Below are 16852 nucleotides of genomic sequence, written 5' to 3' on the forward strand. Positions count from 1 at the left end.
CCTGAACGAGGATTTTTTACATGCCAGCCATCACCCTGACCACGCTCCAGAGCCTCAAGCAGAAAGGTGAAAAAATCACCATGCTGACCTGCTATGACGCGACCTTCGCCCATGCCTGCAACGAGGCCGGTGTCGAAGTGCTGCTGGTCGGCGACTCCCTCGGCATGGTCCTGCAGGGGCACGACAGCACCCTGCCGGTGACCACGGCGGAAATGGCCTACCACGTCGCCAGCGTCAAGCGTGGCAATGGCGATGCCTTGATCCTCGCCGACCTGCCGTTCATGGCCAACGCCACTCTCGAACAGACCATGAACAACAGCGCCATGCTGATGCAGGCCGGTGCGCACATGGTCAAGGTTGAAGGGCAGCTGTGGCTGGCGGAGTCGATCCGCCTGCTCGCCGAACGCGGTGTGCCGGTGTGTGCGCATATGGGCCTGACCCCGCAAGCCGTGAACATCCTCGGCGGCTATAAAGTGCAGGGCCGCAACGAAAACCAGGCGCGGCAGATGCGGGCCGATGCGATCTCGCTGGAGCAGGCCGGTGCGGCGATGTTGCTGCTCGAATGCGTGCCGAGCGAACTGGCGGCGGAAATCAGCCAGGCCGTGAGCATTCCGGTGATCGGCATCGGCGCCGGTAACGCCACTGACGGTCAGGTCCTGGTATTGCACGACATGCTCGGCCTGTCGATCACCGGGCGCGTGCCCAAATTCGTCAAGAACTTCATGCTCGGTCAGGACAGTATCCAGTCCGCGCTGAAGGCTTACGTCAGCGAAGTCAAAGCCAACACCTTCCCCGGCATCGAACACGGATTCTCTGCATGAACACCGTCAAAACCGTACGCGAACTGCGCGCCGCCGTCGCCCGCGCGCGCAGTGAAGGCAAGCGCATCGGCTTCGTGCCGACCATGGGCAACCTGCACAGCGGCCACGTCGCACTCGTCACCAAAGCCACTCAGCGAGTGGATTTCGTCGTCGCCAGTATCTTCGTCAACCCGCTGCAATTCGGCGCCGGCGAAGACCTCGACAAATACCCGCGCACCCTGGCGGCGGATCAGGAAAAGCTCCTCGAAGCCGGTTGCGACCTGCTGTTCGCGCCGACGGTTGAAGAGATGTACCCGGACGGCATGGCCGGACAAACCCGGGTCAGCGTGCCGCAATTGTCTGAAGGCCTGTGTGGCGCCAGCCGTCCGGGGCATTTCGAAGGTGTGGCGACGGTGGTCAGCAAGCTGTTCAACATGGTCCAGCCGGACCTGGCGATCTTCGGCCAGAAGGATTACCAGCAACTGGCGGTGATCCGCGCGCTGGTGCATGACCTGAACATGCCGATCCAGATCATCGGCGAGCCGACCGTGCGTGCGGCGGACGGTCTGGCGTTGTCGTCGCGTAATGGCTTTCTCAGTGAAGACCAGCGTGCCGTGGCGCCGGTGGTCTACCGCGTGCTGAGCAACATTGCCGAAGCGATCAAGCAAGGTCAGCGCGATTATCCCGCGCTGATCAGTGCACAGTTGCAGGTGCTGGAAGCAGCCGGTCTGCGCACGGATTATCTGGAAATCCGCCATGGCCTGACGTTGCGTCCGGCGACGGCGCAGGATCGCGATCTGGTGATTCTGGCGGCGGCGTTCCTCGGCACCACGCGGTTGATCGACAACCTGCACCTGAATCTCGACAGCCCGATTTAAGCAGTAACAAAACTTCCTGTGGGAGCGAGCTTGCTCGCGAAGGCGGTGTATCAGCGACATATGAGTCGACTGACACGACGCCTTCGCGAGCAAGCTCGCTCCCACAGGTGTTTTCAGTGCTGCAGAAATTATCTATCGGGCATGCCAGGTGGATGAAAGTCTTTCGGGCACCTCCGTTTGTCGGCCAGATTCCCGTTCGGATGTTAAAAAAGTACAGGGATCTGGTCAGACAAAGTCAAGACAGAACGCGGCGCGAGGTTTACTGTATTCGCCCTGTGTCCGGATATCGTGTCGACGCAGTTGATCCCATGCGCTAAAAGGGGCATGGCTGATCCGTACCGTGTTCAAAAGGCCGTTCAAGTAAAAAGGAAAACCGCAGCGATGGCGTACTACCGCACTCCTCACGACGTTACCGCTCTGCCCGCCTGGCAAGCGTTGAAAGATCACCGCCAAGCCATGCAGGATTTCAGCATGCGCGAAGCCTTCAACGCCGATCCGCAGCGTTTCAATCAGTTCACCCTCAGCAGCTGCGGTCTGTTTCTCGATTATTCGAAGAATTTGATCAACGCCGAGACCCGCAACCTGCTGGTGGGTCTGGCCAATCAAGTCGATCTGAAGGGCGCGATCAAAGCGTTGTTCGACGGCGAAATCGTCAACGCCTCCGAAGGCCGCCCGGCACTGCACACCGCCCTGCGCCGCCCGGTCGGCGACAAGTTGTCGGTCAACGGCGTCAATGTGATGCCGGAAGTGCACAAAGTGCTGAACCAGATCACCGATCTGGTCGGCCGCATTCACGATGGCTTGTGGCGCGGTTACACCGAGAAGCCGATCACCGACGTGGTCAACATTGGCATCGGCGGCTCTTTCCTCGGCCCTGAACTGGTGTCTGAAGCGCTGCTGTCCTATGCGCAGAAAGGCGTGCGCTGCCACTATCTGGCGAACATCGACGGCAGTGAATTCCACGAGCTGACGCAAAAACTGCGCGCCGAGACCACGCTGTTCATTGTCTCGTCGAAGTCGTTCAACACCCTCGAAACCCTGAAGAATGCCCAGGCTGCACGTGCCTGGTACCTGGCGCAGGGCGGTTCCGAAGCCGAGCTGTATCGTCACTTCATCGCAGTATCGAGCAACAACGCCGCGGCTGTGGCATTCGGTATCCGCGAAGAAAACATCTTCCCGATGTGGGACTGGGTCGGCGGTCGTTATTCGCTGTGGTCGGCGATCGGCTTGCCGATCGCACTGGCCATCGGCATGTCCAACTTCAAGGAGCTGCTGTCCGGTGCCTACACCATGGACCAGCATTTCCAGACCGCGCCGTTCGAACAGAACATGCCGGTCCTGCTGGCCCTGCTCGGTGTGTGGTACGGCAATTTCTGGGGCGCGCAAAGCCACGCGATCCTGCCGTACGACCACTATCTGCGCAATATCACCAAGCACTTGCAACAGCTGGACATGGAGTCCAACGGCAAGAGCGTGCGTCAGGACGGCACCTCGGTGTCGACCGATACCGGCCCGGTGATCTGGGGCGGCGTCGGCTGCAACGGTCAGCACGCTTACCATCAGTTGCTGCACCAGGGCACCCAACTGATCCCGGCCGACTTCATCGTGCCGATCGTCAGCTTCAACCCGGTCTCCGATCATCACCAGTGGCTGTACGCCAACTGCCTGTCGCAAAGCCAGGCGCTGATGCTCGGCAAGACCCTGCCGGAAGCTGAAGCCGAACTGCGCGACAAAGGCATGAGCGAAGATGACGTGCGCAAACTCGCGCCGCACAAGGTGATCCCGGGCAATCGTCCGAGCAACACCCTGGTGGTCGAACGCATCAGCCCGCGCCGCCTCGGCGCACTGGTTGCGATGTATGAGCACAAAGTGTTCGTGCAAAGCGTGGTCTGGGGCATCAACGCCTTCGACCAGTGGGGCGTGGAACTGGGCAAGGAGCTGGGCAAGGGCGTTTACAACCGCCTGGTCGGCAGCGACGAGACCGTGGCTGACGATGCCTCGACTCAGGGCCTGATCAACTACTTCCGCGGGCGTCATCGCGGCTGATGAGGGACCCGATCCACAGGGTTTGATCTACCCGGATCCTGTGGACAACCTAATCTCCTGTAGGAGTGAGCCTGCTCGCGATAGCGTCGCGCCATTCAGCTTGATGCTGGATGACACGACGCCATCGCGAGCAGGCTCACTCCCACAGTTGTTTTTGCGCATGACTTGAACCTGCGCAGCGCTCGGCGCATCTTTATTCCTGTCGCACCACAAGAATAAGGAACCGTCATGTTCGATATCAGCACGTTCCCCAAAGCCGATGCCGTGCGCCAGGCCGCTCAGTTGAGCCAGGACGAGTATCGGCGCCTGTACCGCGTATCGATTGAACACCCCAGTGCCTTCTGGGCCGAGCAGGCCACGCGTTTTCTCGACTGGAGCACACCGTGGCAGACCGTTCAGCGCTATGACCTGAAAACCGGTGAAGCCGCCTGGTTTGCCGGCGGCAAGCTCAACGTCAGCTACAACTGCATCGACCGTCACCTCGAACAACGCGGCGAACAGACTGCCCTGCTCTGGGAAGGCGACGACCCTGCCGAATCGGCGCAGATCACCTACAAAAAACTCCATCACCACGTCTGCCGCCTCGCCAACGTGTTGAAAAGCCGTGGCGTGAAGAAAGGCGATCGGGTGTGCATCTACATGCCGATGATCCCCGAAGCCGCCTACGCCATGCTCGCCTGCGCGCGAATCGGTGCGATTCACTCGGTGGTCTTTGGCGGATTCTCCCCGGATTCCCTGCGCGACCGCATCCTCGACGCCGACTGCCGCACCGTCATCACTGCCGATGAAGGCGTGCGCGGCGGCCGCTTCGTGCCGCTGAAAAACAACGTCGACAAAGCCCTGCAAAGTTGCCCGAACGTCAGCACCGTGGTGGTGGTTGAGCGCACTCAGGGCCAAGTCGACTGGGTCGAAGGCCGTGACCTCTGGTATCACCAGGCTGTGCGCGAAGTCGACGACGATTGCCCGCCGGAACCGATGGACGCCGAAGATCCGCTGTTCATCCTCTACACCTCCGGCAGCACGGGAAAACCCAAAGGCGTGCTGCACACCACCGGCGGCTACCTGCTGCAAGCAGCGATGACTTTCAAATACGTGCTGGATTACCGCGACGGCGAAGTGTTCTGGTGCACCGCCGACGTCGGCTGGGTCACCGGCCACAGTTACATCGTCTACGGCCCGCTGGCCAACGGTGCGACCACACTCATGTTCGAAGGCGTGCCGAGCTACCCGAGCAGTTCGCGTTTCTGGCAGGTCATCGACAAACACAAGGTCAACATCTTCTACACCGCACCGACCGCGCTGCGCGCGTTGATGCGCGAAGGTGCCGGACCGTTGAAGGAAACTTCGCGCGCAAGCCTCAGATTGCTCGGCAGCGTCGGTGAGCCGATCAACCCGGAAGCGTGGGAATGGTATTTCAATGCCGTCGGTGAACAGCGCTGCCCGATCGTCGACACCTGGTGGCAGACCGAAACCGGCGGCATCATGCTCAGCCCGCTGGTCAGCGCGCAACGAATCAAACCCGGCTGCGCGACGCAACCGATGTTCGGCGTACAGCCGGTATTGCTTGATGAACACGGCAAGGAAATCCACGGCGCCGGCAGCGGTGTACTCGCGATCAAATCGAGTTGGCCGGCGCAGATCCGCAGCGTCTACGGCGACCCGCAACGGATGATCGACACCTACTTCAAACCCTACCCCGGCTATTACTTCACCGGCGACGGCGCCCGCCGCGACGACGATGGCGATTACTGGATCACCGGGCGCATCGACGACGTGATCAACGTTTCCGGCCACCGCATCGGTACCGCCGAGGTGGAAAGCGCGCTGGTACTGCACGACAGCATCGCCGAGGCCGCCGTGGTCGGTTATCCACACGACGTCAAAGGCCAGGGCATCTATGCCTTTGTCACACCAATGAACGGTACCGAGGCCAACGAAGAGCTGAAGAAAGACCTGCTGGCGCATGTCAGCAAGGAGATCGGCAGCTTCGCCAAACCGGACCTGATCCAATGGGCACCGGCACTGCCGAAAACCCGCTCGGGCAAGATCATGCGGCGGATCCTGCGCAAGATTGCCTGCAACGAGCTCGACAGTCTGGGCGACACCTCGACCCTGGCGGATCCGAGTGTGGTGCAGGACCTCGTTGATAAACGTTTGAATCAATAGCTTCGCGAGCAGGCTCGCTCCCACAGGTGAACGTATTGCACTTGTGGGAGCAAGCCTGCACGCGAAGGCCATCACGCGATCCCCCGGCAAACTGTTAAACTCCCGCGCCCCCATTCCCCTCAGCAAGGCGCCCGCATGTCTTCCTTGAATCAGGCGCTGCGCGCCGCCCTCGATCAACGCCAGGACCTGCTCGCTGTGCTGCACAGCCAGGGCACCGATTGCTATCGGCTGTTCCATGGCAGCCAGGAAGGCGCCGGCGGCCTGACCATCGACCGCTACGGCCCGCAACTGCTGGTGCAGAGCTTTCACCAGACGCTGGAGCGTGACGACCTGCTGCAACTGCACGCCATGATCAACCAGACGCTGGGCTTCGACACCCTGCTGGTCTACAACGACCGCTCCCGTGGCAACTCGCGTATTGATCGCGAGGACAGTGTCTACAAAGCCGACGACGCCGCACTGGCGGATCTGGTCGGGCATGAATGGGGCCTGAACTATCGCGTGCGCGGGCGTCATGCCGGGCAGGATCCGCTGCTGTTCCTCGACCTGCGCAACACCCGAGGCTGGGTCAAGGAACACGCGCAAGGCAAAAGCGTGCTCAACCTGTTCGCCTACACCTGTGGCGTTGGCCTCAGCGCTGCGGCGGGCGGTGCGCGCGAAGTGTGCAACCTGGATTTTGCCGAGGGCAATCTGGCGGTCGGTCGTGAGAACGGTTTGCTCAACCCGCAACTGCCGGAGATGCAATTCATCCAGTCCGATTACTTCCCGGCGATCCGCCAGCTCGCCGGCCTGCCGATCAGCCAGCGGCGCGGGCAGAAGTTGCCGAGCTATCAGCGCCTCGAACAGCGCCAATACGATCTGGTGCTCCTCGACCCGCCGGCATGGGCGAAAAGCGCGTTCGGCACCGTAGACCTGCTGCGCGATTATCAGAGCCTGCTCAAACCCGCGCTGCTGACCACCGCCGACAATGGCGTGCTGATCTGCTGCAACAACCTGGCGAAAGTCAGCATGGATGACTGGCGCGACCAAGTGCTGCGCTGCGCCGAGAAAGCCGGCCGCCCGGTGCGCGAATGGAGCGTGATGACCCCGGGCGCCGACTTCCCCTCGCGTGATCAGCAGCCACCGCTGAAGACGCTGATCTTGCAGCTGTAATCAGTTTTCCGAAGGCGCCGCGCGCCCTGTAGGAGTGAGCCTGCTCGCGATAGCGGTCTGTCAGTTCCCAGAATTGCTGACTGACACACCGCAATCGCGAGCAGGCTCACTCCTACAATGGAGATCTGTTCCTGCAGAAATTTCTGAACAATCCTGTCCCACATCAAGCACTTCGGAACCAGAATCGCGTGCCATACTCCAAGGCACTCCGATTCAGACAGATGAAGCCGCACATGCCCAAAGGATTGATTCGCGCGATTGGCGCACTGTTGACAGCCCTGGCCCTCTACAGCCTGCTGGGGTTTCTGATCCTGCCGGGCATTGCCTTGCGCGTGGCCAACCAGCAACTGGCGAACTACGCGACGGTGCCAGCGCATCTGCAGCGCATCGAACTCAACCCCTTCAGCCTTGAGGTTACGCTGTGGGGCCTGGTCATCGGCGAGCCGGGCAAGGAACAGGTCGGCTTTGATCGTCTCTACGCCAACCTGCAAATCGACAGCCTGTGGACCAAAGCGCTGCACCTGTCGGACATCGAACTGGACAAACCCAAGAGCGAAATCCTCTTCGCCAAGGACGGCAAGCTCAACCTGCTCGGGCTGTTCAACGTGCCGCCGAGCGAGCCGACACCTGCCGATCCCGACGCCAAGCCATTTCCGCTGCGCATCGACAACATCAAACTGGCGGGCGGCGTCGTGCATTTCGAGGACGCACGCCCCAGCGAGCCGATCGAATTTCTTTACGACGACCTCAGTTTCGAGCTGAAAAACCTCAGCACCCTGCCCGAAGACAGTGCCGACATGACCCTCGTCGCGATTGGCCCCGCTGGCGGGCGGATCGACTGGACGGGCAATTTCAGCCTGATCCCGTTTACCTCCGAAGGCACCCTGAAAGTCACCGATGGCCAGATGAAATCCTTCTGGCCCTACGTGCGTGACGCCGTGCCGCTGGTACTGGAAAACGGCGTGGTCAGCCTCAGCACCGACTACAAACTCAACCTGTCGAAACAAACCGAACTGCTGCTGAACAATGTCGCGGTGAGCATCGCGCCGTTCGCCATCAAGGCCCCGGATGGACGCCCACTGGCCAGGCTCGAACGTCTCGACGTCAGCGAAACCTCGCTGGACCTGGCCAAGCAGCAAGTGGTCGTCGGCAAGATCCGCAGCAACAAACTGGAAACCTGGGCCGCGCTGGAAGCCGACGGCCAACTGGACTGGCAGAAGCTGTTCGCCAGCCAGCCGTCGAAACCGGCCGCCAAAGCCGCCGCCGAACCGGCCGATGCACCTGCTGCCGCCGACTCGCCGAAGCCTGAATCGACCGCGCCGAGCAAGCCATGGCAGGTGCTCGTCAAAGATGTGCAACTGCGCAACTACACGGTCCATCTCGCCGACCGTTCAGCACAGCCGGCGGTGGCGCTGGACATCACCCCACTGAACGTCGACCTGCAGGATTTCGACAGCCTCAACGGCTCGCCTTTCAAGCTCAAGCTCGACAGCGGGCTGGGCAAGCAAGGCAGGATCAGCGCCGACGGTACGGTCAATCTGGCCCCGGTCAACGCGCAGCTCAACGTGAAAACTCAGGATGTCGACCTGCGTGTCGCGCAATCCTACATCAACCCGTTCATACGTCTGGAACTGCGCAGCGGCATGCTCGGCAGTGATCTCAAAGTCGACCTGAAAAGCACCGAACCGCTGGCCCTCAGCGTCACCGGCCGCGCGCAGATCGATCAGTTGCACACCCTCGATACGCTCAAGACCCGCGACTTCCTGAAATGGCAGCAAGTGGTGGTCGACGGCATCAACTATCAGCACGGCGACAGCCTGTCGATCGACAAGGTCAACCTGTTGCAGCCGTATGTGCGTTTCATGATCAACGACGACCGCACCACCAACGTCGACGATTTGCTGATTCCGCAGCCGGCGGACAGCGGTGCCAAACCTGCCGGAAGCAAACCGGCCGGCAAGGACAAGCCGCTGGGCATTCACATCGGTGCGATTGCGATCAATGACGGCTCGGCCAACTTCGCCGATTTCAGCCTGACGCCGAATTTCGCCACCGCCGTGCAGCAGCTCAACGGCCAGATCGGCACCATCGACAGTCGTCAGGCGAAACCGGCCAGCGTCGACATCAAAGGCAAGGTCGACCGTTATGCGCCGGTGACGATCAAGGGTGCGGTCAATCCGTTCGACCCGATGGCCAGCCTCGACATCGCCACCAGTTTCAAACGCGTCGAACTGACGACCCTGACGCCCTACTCCGGCAAATTCGCCGGCTACCGTATCCGCAAGGGCCGGCTCAACCTTGATCTGCATTACCTGATCACCAAAGGTCAGTTGAAAGCCGAGAACAAGGTCGTGGTCGAGCAACTGCAACTGGGCGAGAAAGTCGACAGTCCCGATGCGGTGAGCCTGCCGCTGAAACTGGCGATCGCTCTGCTCAAGGACGTCGACGGCAAGATCTCCATCGAATTGCCGGTGACCGGTGATCTCAACAATCCGCAGTTCAGCGTGATGCCGATCGTCTGGCAGACCCTGCGCAACCTCATCGTCAAAGCCGCCGCCGCACCGTTCAAGATGATCGGCGGCCTGGTCAGTGGCGGCGGCTCCGAAGACCTCGGCACGGTGTCCTTCGCGCCAGGCTCCAGCGATCTGAGCAAAGACGCCGAAGCGGCGCTGGTGAAACTGTCGCAAGCGCTGAAGGAACGTCCGGCGCTGCGCCTGGAAATCGAAGGCACTGCGGCGAAAAGCAGCGACGGCCCGTTGCTCGCCGAGCAGCGCCTGGAACGGGAATACCAGTACAACTACTACAAGATGCTCCAGCGCCGTGGCGATAAAGTCCCGGCCCAGGCCTCGCTGTTGCAGGTGCCGGAAGGCGAGAAAGGCGCGCTGCTCGAAGGCATCTACCGCACCCGCCTGAAAACCCAGCCACCGGCAGAATGGAAAGATCTGGGCAAGGAAGAACGCACGGCGAAAATGCGTCAGGGTGTGATCGCGTTCTGGAGTGGCAGCGATGTGCTGTTGCGGCAGTTGGGCCAGGATCGCGCCAGTACCATCAAGGATTACCTGGTCGACAAGGGCAAGCTCGAGGATGACCGGGTGTACTTCATCGACGCCAACCTCGGGGATGCCGAAAGCGATGGCCGCGTGGTGACGCAAATGCATTTGGACGCGGAATGAACATGCGTAACTGGCTGGCGGTGATCGCTCTGATGTGTGTTGCTGGCCAAGCGGCAGCGTCCGACACCTTGCGCTGCGGCAGCCAGTTGGTCAGCCTCGACGACCGCGCCAGCGAAGTGCTGCAAAAATGTGGCGAGCCGGTCAGCCGTGACGTGCTTGGATACAAGCGCAGCGCCAACCGCCGCGAAGAGTTCCAGGTCGAGGAATGGACCTACGGGCCAAACAACGGCATGTACCAGTACCTGCGCTTCGAAGGCAATCGCCTGCGGCAGATCACCAGCAAACGCGGTAACTGAACCGAACGAAATCCGCCCTGTGGGAGCGAGCCTGCTCACGAATACGGTTTGTCTGCGACGAATCTGTCGGCTGACACTACGCATTCGCGAGCAGGCTCGCTCCCACATTGATCTTCGGTCGATGCCACTGGCAGCGCGGTAACTGAGAAGAGCAAAAGATCGCAGCCTTCGGCAGCTCCTACATTGGGAATGCATTTCCCGGAAGGAGCTGCCGGAGGCTGCGATCTTTTGATTCTCCAAATAGAACAGGCCCCGACACAAGTGCCGGGGCCTGTAATGGTCACATCCGTGTGACCGTTCGCATGAACTCTAAAGTTGCGGCAGACGTATTGCTCGGCCCGTCTGTCGCGTCTTCTCCCGGTTCAGGCGAGAAGTCTTGCCTTACTCGGCTTTCAGGCCATCAGCGGAGACCGCTTTAACGCCTTTGATTTTCTTGGCAATGTTCACCGCGGTGGTTTTCTGAGCCTCGGTCACAGCAGCGGTGGAGGACAGGGAAACGACACCTTTGTTGGTTTCGACTTTGATATCAGTGCCTGGAATGCCTTTTTCGGTAACCAGGTCAGCCTTGACCTTGGTGGTGATCCAGGTGTCGGAAGTAGCTTCTTTCGCTTCAGTGACTTCACCGGCAGCCAGAACCATTGGCGACTGGGTAGCCTGAGTGGTCTGGGCGAAAGCGCCACCAGCCATGGTCAGGGTCAGAGCGGTAGCAGCGGCAGTGATAGCGAACTTCTTCATACGAGTAACTCCTGTTTTTACTGGAAGTCTGCTGTAACGCTTGTCAGCAGGGTTACCGGAGATATTGCGAACGCTGTGCCAACTTTTTCGACCGCATAAAACCATTAGAAAACAATGAGTTATGAAAAACGCCAATTTTCATTTTCATGCAAAATGCATGACTCCACGCAATTTCGCATGCAAGTTGCGGTTTTTCGGAAAGTTCATAAGCTGCTGAAATTATTGGAGCTTTTGTGAAGCGGTCGCGATACGAAAATGCCCCGCGGTGCGGGGCATTTCTCGTTTGCTCGACTCAGAATTACGTACCGCTGGCCGTGCAGCCACGAGGCGAGTAATCGGCGTTGACGGTCGTAGCGCAAGTCCAGAGACCGGAAGTATTACCCGTAGAAGCGCCCGAGCGGGTGAGTGTAATTGTCTTGTTCAGCACCGGTCCCGGGGCGTTGAGCAAGGTGCAAGTGATTGTGCCTGCGCCTGTCGCCGCCGTGCCGGTAACTGCCAACGTGCAATTGGAAGTAGCCGTAGTACCGCCCGCCACGTTGGTGATATCCGGGGCCGTCCCCTGATTGATCGTGTCTTCAAACGGCACTTTCAATGCCGTGATCTCCGCCAGCCCCGCCGTCACCTTCGACCGCGCCTGATATTTCGAATACTGCGGCAGGGCAATCGTCGCCAGAATGCCGATGATCGCCACAACGATCAGCAGCTCGATCAGTGTAAAGCCTTGTTGTTTTTTCATAGACACGCTCCATGCATGAGTCGAAATCTCATGATCTGAACAAGACCCAGCACAGCCCATGCCAACGCCTTTGCGGCCCCGCCCGTTGGGACCGTGCGTTCCAGGACGCCGTTTCCTACAACCCGCAACCGCACTATCTGACACTTTTTGTCACCTGCACCGGCCGTGTTTGGCGCTGTCACTTGACTAGGCTATAAGTCATGAACGGCAAGCGTGCGGAATCCCCATGAATGACATCGCTCTGAGCGGTCTGGCCAAGCAATTGGTCCAGGCCGAACTGCTCACGGAAACAAGCGCCCGGCAATCCTGGGCGCAGGCCCAGCGCAATCGTGTGTCGCTGGTCAATTACCTGGTGCACAACAAACTGGTCAACAGCCGGCAGATCGCCGAGATCGCTTCGGAACATTTCGGCATGGCCCTGCTCGACCTCAATTGCCTCGACAAAGAGGTCCAGCCCAAAGGCCTGGTCAGTGAAAAACTGATTCGTCAGCATTGCGCCCTGCCCTTGTGGCGGCGCGGCAACAAATTGTTCGTGGGCCTTTCCGACCCGAGCAATCAGCAGGCGATCAGCGACATCCAGTTCAGCACCGGCCTGAGCACCGAAGCGATTCTGGTCGAGGACGACAAGCTCAGCGACGCCATCGACAAGTTCTTCGACAGCCACACCTCGGGCCTGGAAGAAATGGCCGACGTCGATCTCGACGGCCTCGACGTCGAGTCCATCGATGACAACAAGCAGGACGTTATCGGCGGCCTCGATGCCGACGACGCGCCAGTCGTGCGCTTTGTGCACAAGATGCTGCTGGATGCGATCAAGAGCGGCTCTTCCGACCTGCACTTCGAGCCCTACGAGAAAAACTACCGGGTACGCATGCGCACTGACGGCATGCTGCGCGAGGTGGCCAAGCCGCCGATCCAGTTGGCCGGGCGCATTGCCGCACGCTTGAAAGTGATGGCCAGTCTGGATATATCCGAACGGCGTAAACCCCAGGACGGGCGGATCAAGATGCGCCTGTCTAAAAGCAAATCCATCGATTTCCGCGTCAACACCCTGCCGACCCTGTGGGGCGAAAAAGTGGTGATCCGGATTCTCGATCCGTCCAGTGCGCAAATGGGCATCGATGCGCTGGGTTATGAGGCTGAGCAAAAGGCCTTGTACCTGGCCGCGCTGAAACAGCCGCAGGGGATGATTCTGGTCACTGGCCCCACCGGCTCCGGTAAAACCGTATCGCTGTACACCGGGCTGAACATCCTCAACACCGTCGACATCAACATTTCCACCGCCGAAGACCCGGTGGAAATCAACATGGAAGGCATCAACCAGGTCAACGTCAATCCGCGCCAGGGGCTGGACTTTGCCCAGGCGCTGCGCTCGTTTCTGCGTCAGGACCCGGACGTGATCATGGTCGGCGAGATCCGCGATCTGGAAACCGCCGAGATCGCGATCAAGGCTGCGCAGACCGGCCACCTGGTGCTGTCGACCCTGCACACCAACAGCGCCGCGGAAACCCTCACGCGCCTGCACAACATGGGCATTCCCGGTTTCAACATTGCCACCTCGGTCAGCCTGATCATCGCCCAGCGCCTGGCGCGCAAGTTGTGCGCGCACTGCAAGCGGCCGCTGGAGATTCCACGCGAAACCTTGCTCAAGGAAGGCTTCCCCGAGGAACGCATCGGTCATTTCACGATCTACGAGCCGGTCGGTTGCGATCACTGCAACGGCGGTTACAAAGGACGCGTGGGAATTTATGAGGTGGTAAAAAACACACCGGACCTGCAACGGCTGATCATGGCCGAGGGCAATTCGCTGGAAATCGACATCCAGATGCGCCGCGACGGTTTCGCCGATCTGCGCACCTCCGGGCTGCACAAGGCCATGCAAGGCATCACCAGCCTTGAGGAAATCAACCGGGTCACCAAGGATTGAACATGGCGGTCAAGGCAGCAAAAGTCAGCGTTTACGCCTGGGAAGGCACGGACCGCAAGGGCAGCAAAGTCACTGGCGAACTGAGCGGGCAGAACCCCGCGCTGATCAAGGCGCAGTTGCGCAAACAGGGGATCAACCCCGGCAAAGTACGCAAGAAATCCGCATCTCTGCTCAGCTTCGGCAAACGCATCAAACCGCAGGACATCGCCCTGTTCACCCGGCAGATGGCAACGATGATGAAGGCCGGCGTGCCGCTGTTGCAGTCCTTCGACATCATCGGCGAGGGCTTCGAAAACCCGGCCATGCGCAAACTGGTCGAGGAGGTCAAACAGGAGGTCGCCGCCGGTAACAGCTTCGCCACGGCGCTACGCAAAAAACCGCAATACTTCGACGAGTTGTACTGCAATCTGGTCGACGCCGGCGAACAATCCGGCGCCCTCGACACCTTGCTCGAGCGGGTCGCGACCTATAAGGAAAAAAGCGAGGCGCTCAAGGCCAAGATCAAGAAAGCCATGACCTACCCCACCGCCGTGGTGCTGGTGGCGGCGGTGGTGACCGGCATTCTGCTGGTCAAAGTGGTGCCGCAGTTCCAGTCGGTATTTTCCGGGTTCGGCGCCGAATTGCCCGGCTTCACGCTAATGATCATCAGCCTGTCGGAGTTCATGCAGCAGTGGTGGTGGGCGATTCTGTTTGCGCTGGTGGCGGCGTTTTTCGGCACTCGCCACGCGCTGAAGACTTCGCAGGCCCTACGCGACCGTCGCGATACCTGGCTGCTGAAGCTGCCGCTGGTGGGCACCTTGATGTACAAGTCTGCCGTTGCACGTTTTGCCCGCACCCTGTCGACTACATTCGCGGCCGGTGTGCCATTGGTGGAAGCGCTCGATTCGGTCGCTGGCGCTACCGGCAACGTGGTGTTCAAGCGTGCCGTGCTGCGGGTTCGTCAGGACGTCTCGACCGGCATGCAGCTGAATTTTTCGATGCGCAGCACCGGTGTGTTTCCCAACATGGCGGTGCAGATGACCGCTATCGGCGAGGAGTCCGGGGCACTGGATGACATGCTCGACAAGGTCGCCGGTTTTTATGAAGCCGAAGTCGATAACATGGTCGACAACCTCACCAGCCTGATGGAGCCATTCATCATGGTAGTGCTGGGGGTCATCGTCGGCGGACTGGTGGTGGCCATGTACCTGCCGATCTTTCAACTCGGCTCAGCGATCTGACATGCCTATCGACGAACTGTTTGCCGTGTATCCGCTGGCCTTTGTGCTCACCGCGCTGCTGCTCGGGCTGGTGGTGGGCAGCTTCCTCAATGTAGTGGTCTGGCGCCTGCCGAAGATGCTCGAGCGCGACTGGCGGCAGCAGGCTCATGATGTGCTCGGCCTGCCCATCGAAACGCCTGTGCCCACCTACAACCTGATGCTGCCGCATTCCGCGTGCCCCCATTGCGGACATCGAATTCGCCCGTGGGAAAACATCCCGCTGCTCAGTTATCTGTGGCTGCGTGGGCGCTGCTCGGCCTGCTCGACGCCGATCAGCAAACGTTACCCGCTGACCGAACTGGCCTGCGGCCTGCTCTCGGCTTTCATCGCCTGGCATCTGGGCTTCGGCTGGCCGGCGGGTCTGTTGATCTTGCTGACGTGGGGCTTGCTGGCGATGAGTCTGATCGACTGCGAGCATCAACTGCTGCCCGATGTGCTGGTGCTGCCGTTGCTGTGGCTGGGGCTGATCGTCAACAGTTTCGGCGTGTTCGTGGCGTTGCCCGATGCATTGTGGGGCGCGGTAGCGGGGTATCTGGCGCTGTGGTCGGTGTTCTGGCTGTTCAAGCTGCTCACCGGCAAGGACGGCATTGGCCATGGCGATTTCAAGCTGCTGGCCTTGCTTGGCGCATGGGGTGGCTGGCAGATCCTGCCGCTGACGATTCTCCTGTCATCGTTGGTTGGGGCGATTTTGGGCATCGTCATGCTGCGTCTGCGCGCCCGGGAAACCTCGGCGCCAATCCCCTTCGGACCGTTTCTGGCAATTGCCGGCTGGATTGCCTTGCTCTGGGGTGGTCAAATAACCGACTTCTATTGGCAGTCTGTCGGTTTGAAATGAATACCCCTGTGGAAAAACCCTGGATCCTCGGCCTGACCGGCGGCATCGGCAGCGGCAAAAGTGCGGCGGCCCAGCACTTCATCGACCTCGGCGTGCATGTAGTGGATGCCGATCATGCGGCGCGCTGGGTGGTGGAGCCAGGACGTCCGGCGCTGGCGAAGATCGCTGAACATTTCGGTTCCGGCGTGGTGCAGGCCGATGGCACGCTGGACCGTGCCGCCCTGCGCAAACTGATTTTTGAAGACGCCGAACAACGGCGTTGGCTCGAAGCGCTGCTGCATCCGTTGATCGGCGAAGAAATCACTCATCATCTGGCGCAGGCAAAATCGCCTTACGCGATTCTGGTTTCACCGTTGCTGATCGAGTCCGGGCAATACGCGATGACCCAGCGCATTCTGGTCATCGATGCGCCGCAACAATTGCAGATCGAACGCACTTTGCAGCGTGACCAGACCAGCGAACAACAAGTGCAGGCGATCCTCAAGGCGCAATCGAGCCGTGAAGACCGCGTGAGCCGTGCCGACGACGTGATCGTCAACGACCGCGACCTCGCCTGGCTGCACAGCGAGGTCGAGCGTCTGCATCACTTTTACCTGACTTTATCCGGAGGCCAAGCATGAGCCAGATTCCAACCGTTGAATGCCCAACCTGCGGCGCACCCGTCGAATTCACCCCGGCGAACAAATTTCGTCCGTTCTGCTCCGATCGCTGCAAATTGATCGACCTCGGCAGTTGGGCTTCGGAAGAGCACAAGATTCCAGTCGCCCCGGACGCGGAAGACGAGTTGTTCTCCGGCGATTTCGATCCGCGTCACTGATAAGGGCTGCAAAAGCCCGCGAGCATGGCGGT

Annotated in this window: 14 protein-coding genes; 12 read left to right on the plus strand and 2 right to left on the minus strand. The window is 60.3% G+C overall.

Translation table 11 applies throughout. From position 1 onward, the window contains the following. Positions 1-20: 20 nt before the first annotated feature. The 7 genes from panB (at position 21) to J2Y90_RS01580 (ending at position 10511) form a co-directional block, all read left to right on the plus strand. Positions 21-821, plus strand: coding sequence for a 3-methyl-2-oxobutanoate hydroxymethyltransferase (gene panB / locus J2Y90_RS01550; protein WP_253495955.1), 801 nt, complete (start codon positions 21-23; stop codon positions 819-821). Beyond that, positions 818-1678, plus strand: a complete 861-nt coding sequence (gene panC, locus J2Y90_RS01555; protein ID WP_253495957.1) for a pantoate--beta-alanine ligase — start codon at positions 818-820, stop codon at positions 1676-1678. Before panB ends, panC begins: the two co-directional genes overlap by 4 nt. A gap of 381 nt (positions 1679-2059) precedes the next feature. Then, positions 2060-3724: a glucose-6-phosphate isomerase gene (gene pgi / locus J2Y90_RS01560; RefSeq protein WP_253495959.1), complete on the plus strand. Its 1665-nt coding sequence runs from the start codon at positions 2060-2062 to the stop codon at positions 3722-3724. Positions 3725-3952: 228 nt separating this feature from the next. Next, positions 3953-5890, plus strand: coding sequence for an acetate--CoA ligase (gene acs / locus J2Y90_RS01565; protein ID WP_253495961.1), 1938 nt, complete (start codon positions 3953-3955; stop codon positions 5888-5890). Positions 5891-6025: 135 nt separating this feature from the next. After that, positions 6026-7042, plus strand: a complete 1017-nt coding sequence (locus J2Y90_RS01570; RefSeq protein ID WP_253495963.1) for a class I SAM-dependent rRNA methyltransferase — start codon at positions 6026-6028, stop codon at positions 7040-7042. 221 nt (positions 7043-7263) lie between these two features. After that, on the plus strand, positions 7264-10215 hold the full coding sequence (locus J2Y90_RS01575; RefSeq protein ID WP_253495965.1) for a DUF748 domain-containing protein: 2952 nt from the start codon (positions 7264-7266) through the stop codon (positions 10213-10215). Beyond that, positions 10212-10511, plus strand: a complete 300-nt coding sequence (locus tag J2Y90_RS01580) for a DUF2845 domain-containing protein (protein ID WP_253495967.1) — start codon at positions 10212-10214, stop codon at positions 10509-10511. Before J2Y90_RS01575 ends, J2Y90_RS01580 begins: the two co-directional genes overlap by 4 nt. Before the next feature lie 381 nt (positions 10512-10892). Here J2Y90_RS01580 and J2Y90_RS01585 read toward each other — a convergent pair whose 3' ends face one another. Together J2Y90_RS01585 and J2Y90_RS01590 are read right to left on the minus strand one after the other, a co-directional pair. Beyond that, a complete protein-coding gene (locus tag J2Y90_RS01585; protein ID WP_253495969.1) occupies positions 10893-11246 on the minus strand; it encodes a BON domain-containing protein in 354 nt (117 codons plus the stop codon). A 298-nt stretch (positions 11247-11544) separates the two neighbouring features. Then, entirely contained in the window at positions 11545-11982 is a 438-nt protein-coding gene (locus tag J2Y90_RS01590; RefSeq protein WP_253495971.1) for a pilin, read from the minus strand. Between the two features lie 226 nt (positions 11983-12208). On the opposite strand from J2Y90_RS01590, the gene pilB reads away from it, so the two are divergent. From pilB to yacG, 5 genes are read left to right on the plus strand one after another with little or no spacing between them, the layout of a single operon-like run. Further along, the gene (gene pilB / locus J2Y90_RS01595; RefSeq protein WP_253495973.1) at positions 12209-13909 is read left to right on the plus strand and encodes a type IV-A pilus assembly ATPase PilB; all 1701 of its coding nucleotides are present in this window, start codon (positions 12209-12211) and stop codon (positions 13907-13909) included. 2 nt (positions 13910-13911) lie between these two features. Beyond that, positions 13912-15129 carry a type II secretion system F family protein gene (locus tag J2Y90_RS01600; RefSeq protein ID WP_253495974.1) on the plus strand — a complete coding sequence of 406 codons (1218 nt, stop codon included), beginning with the start codon at positions 13912-13914 and terminating at the stop codon, positions 15127-15129. Position 15130: 1 nt separating this feature from the next. Further along, positions 15131-16003, plus strand: coding sequence for a prepilin peptidase (locus tag J2Y90_RS01605; RefSeq protein ID WP_253495976.1), 873 nt, complete (start codon positions 15131-15133; stop codon positions 16001-16003). Continuing rightward, entirely contained in the window at positions 16000-16623 is a 624-nt protein-coding gene (coaE, locus tag J2Y90_RS01610) for a dephospho-CoA kinase (protein ID WP_253495978.1), read from the plus strand. Before J2Y90_RS01605 ends, coaE begins: the two co-directional genes overlap by 4 nt. Next, positions 16620-16820, plus strand: coding sequence for a DNA gyrase inhibitor YacG (yacG, locus tag J2Y90_RS01615; protein WP_253495980.1), 201 nt, complete (start codon positions 16620-16622; stop codon positions 16818-16820). The genes coaE and yacG overlap by 4 nt, the downstream gene beginning before the upstream one ends. Positions 16821-16852 lie beyond the last annotated feature (32 nt).

The sequence above is a fragment of the Pseudomonas koreensis genome (genome assembly GCF_024169245.1).
Taxonomy (GTDB): Bacteria; Pseudomonadota; Gammaproteobacteria; order Pseudomonadales; family Pseudomonadaceae; genus Aquipseudomonas; species Aquipseudomonas koreensis_F.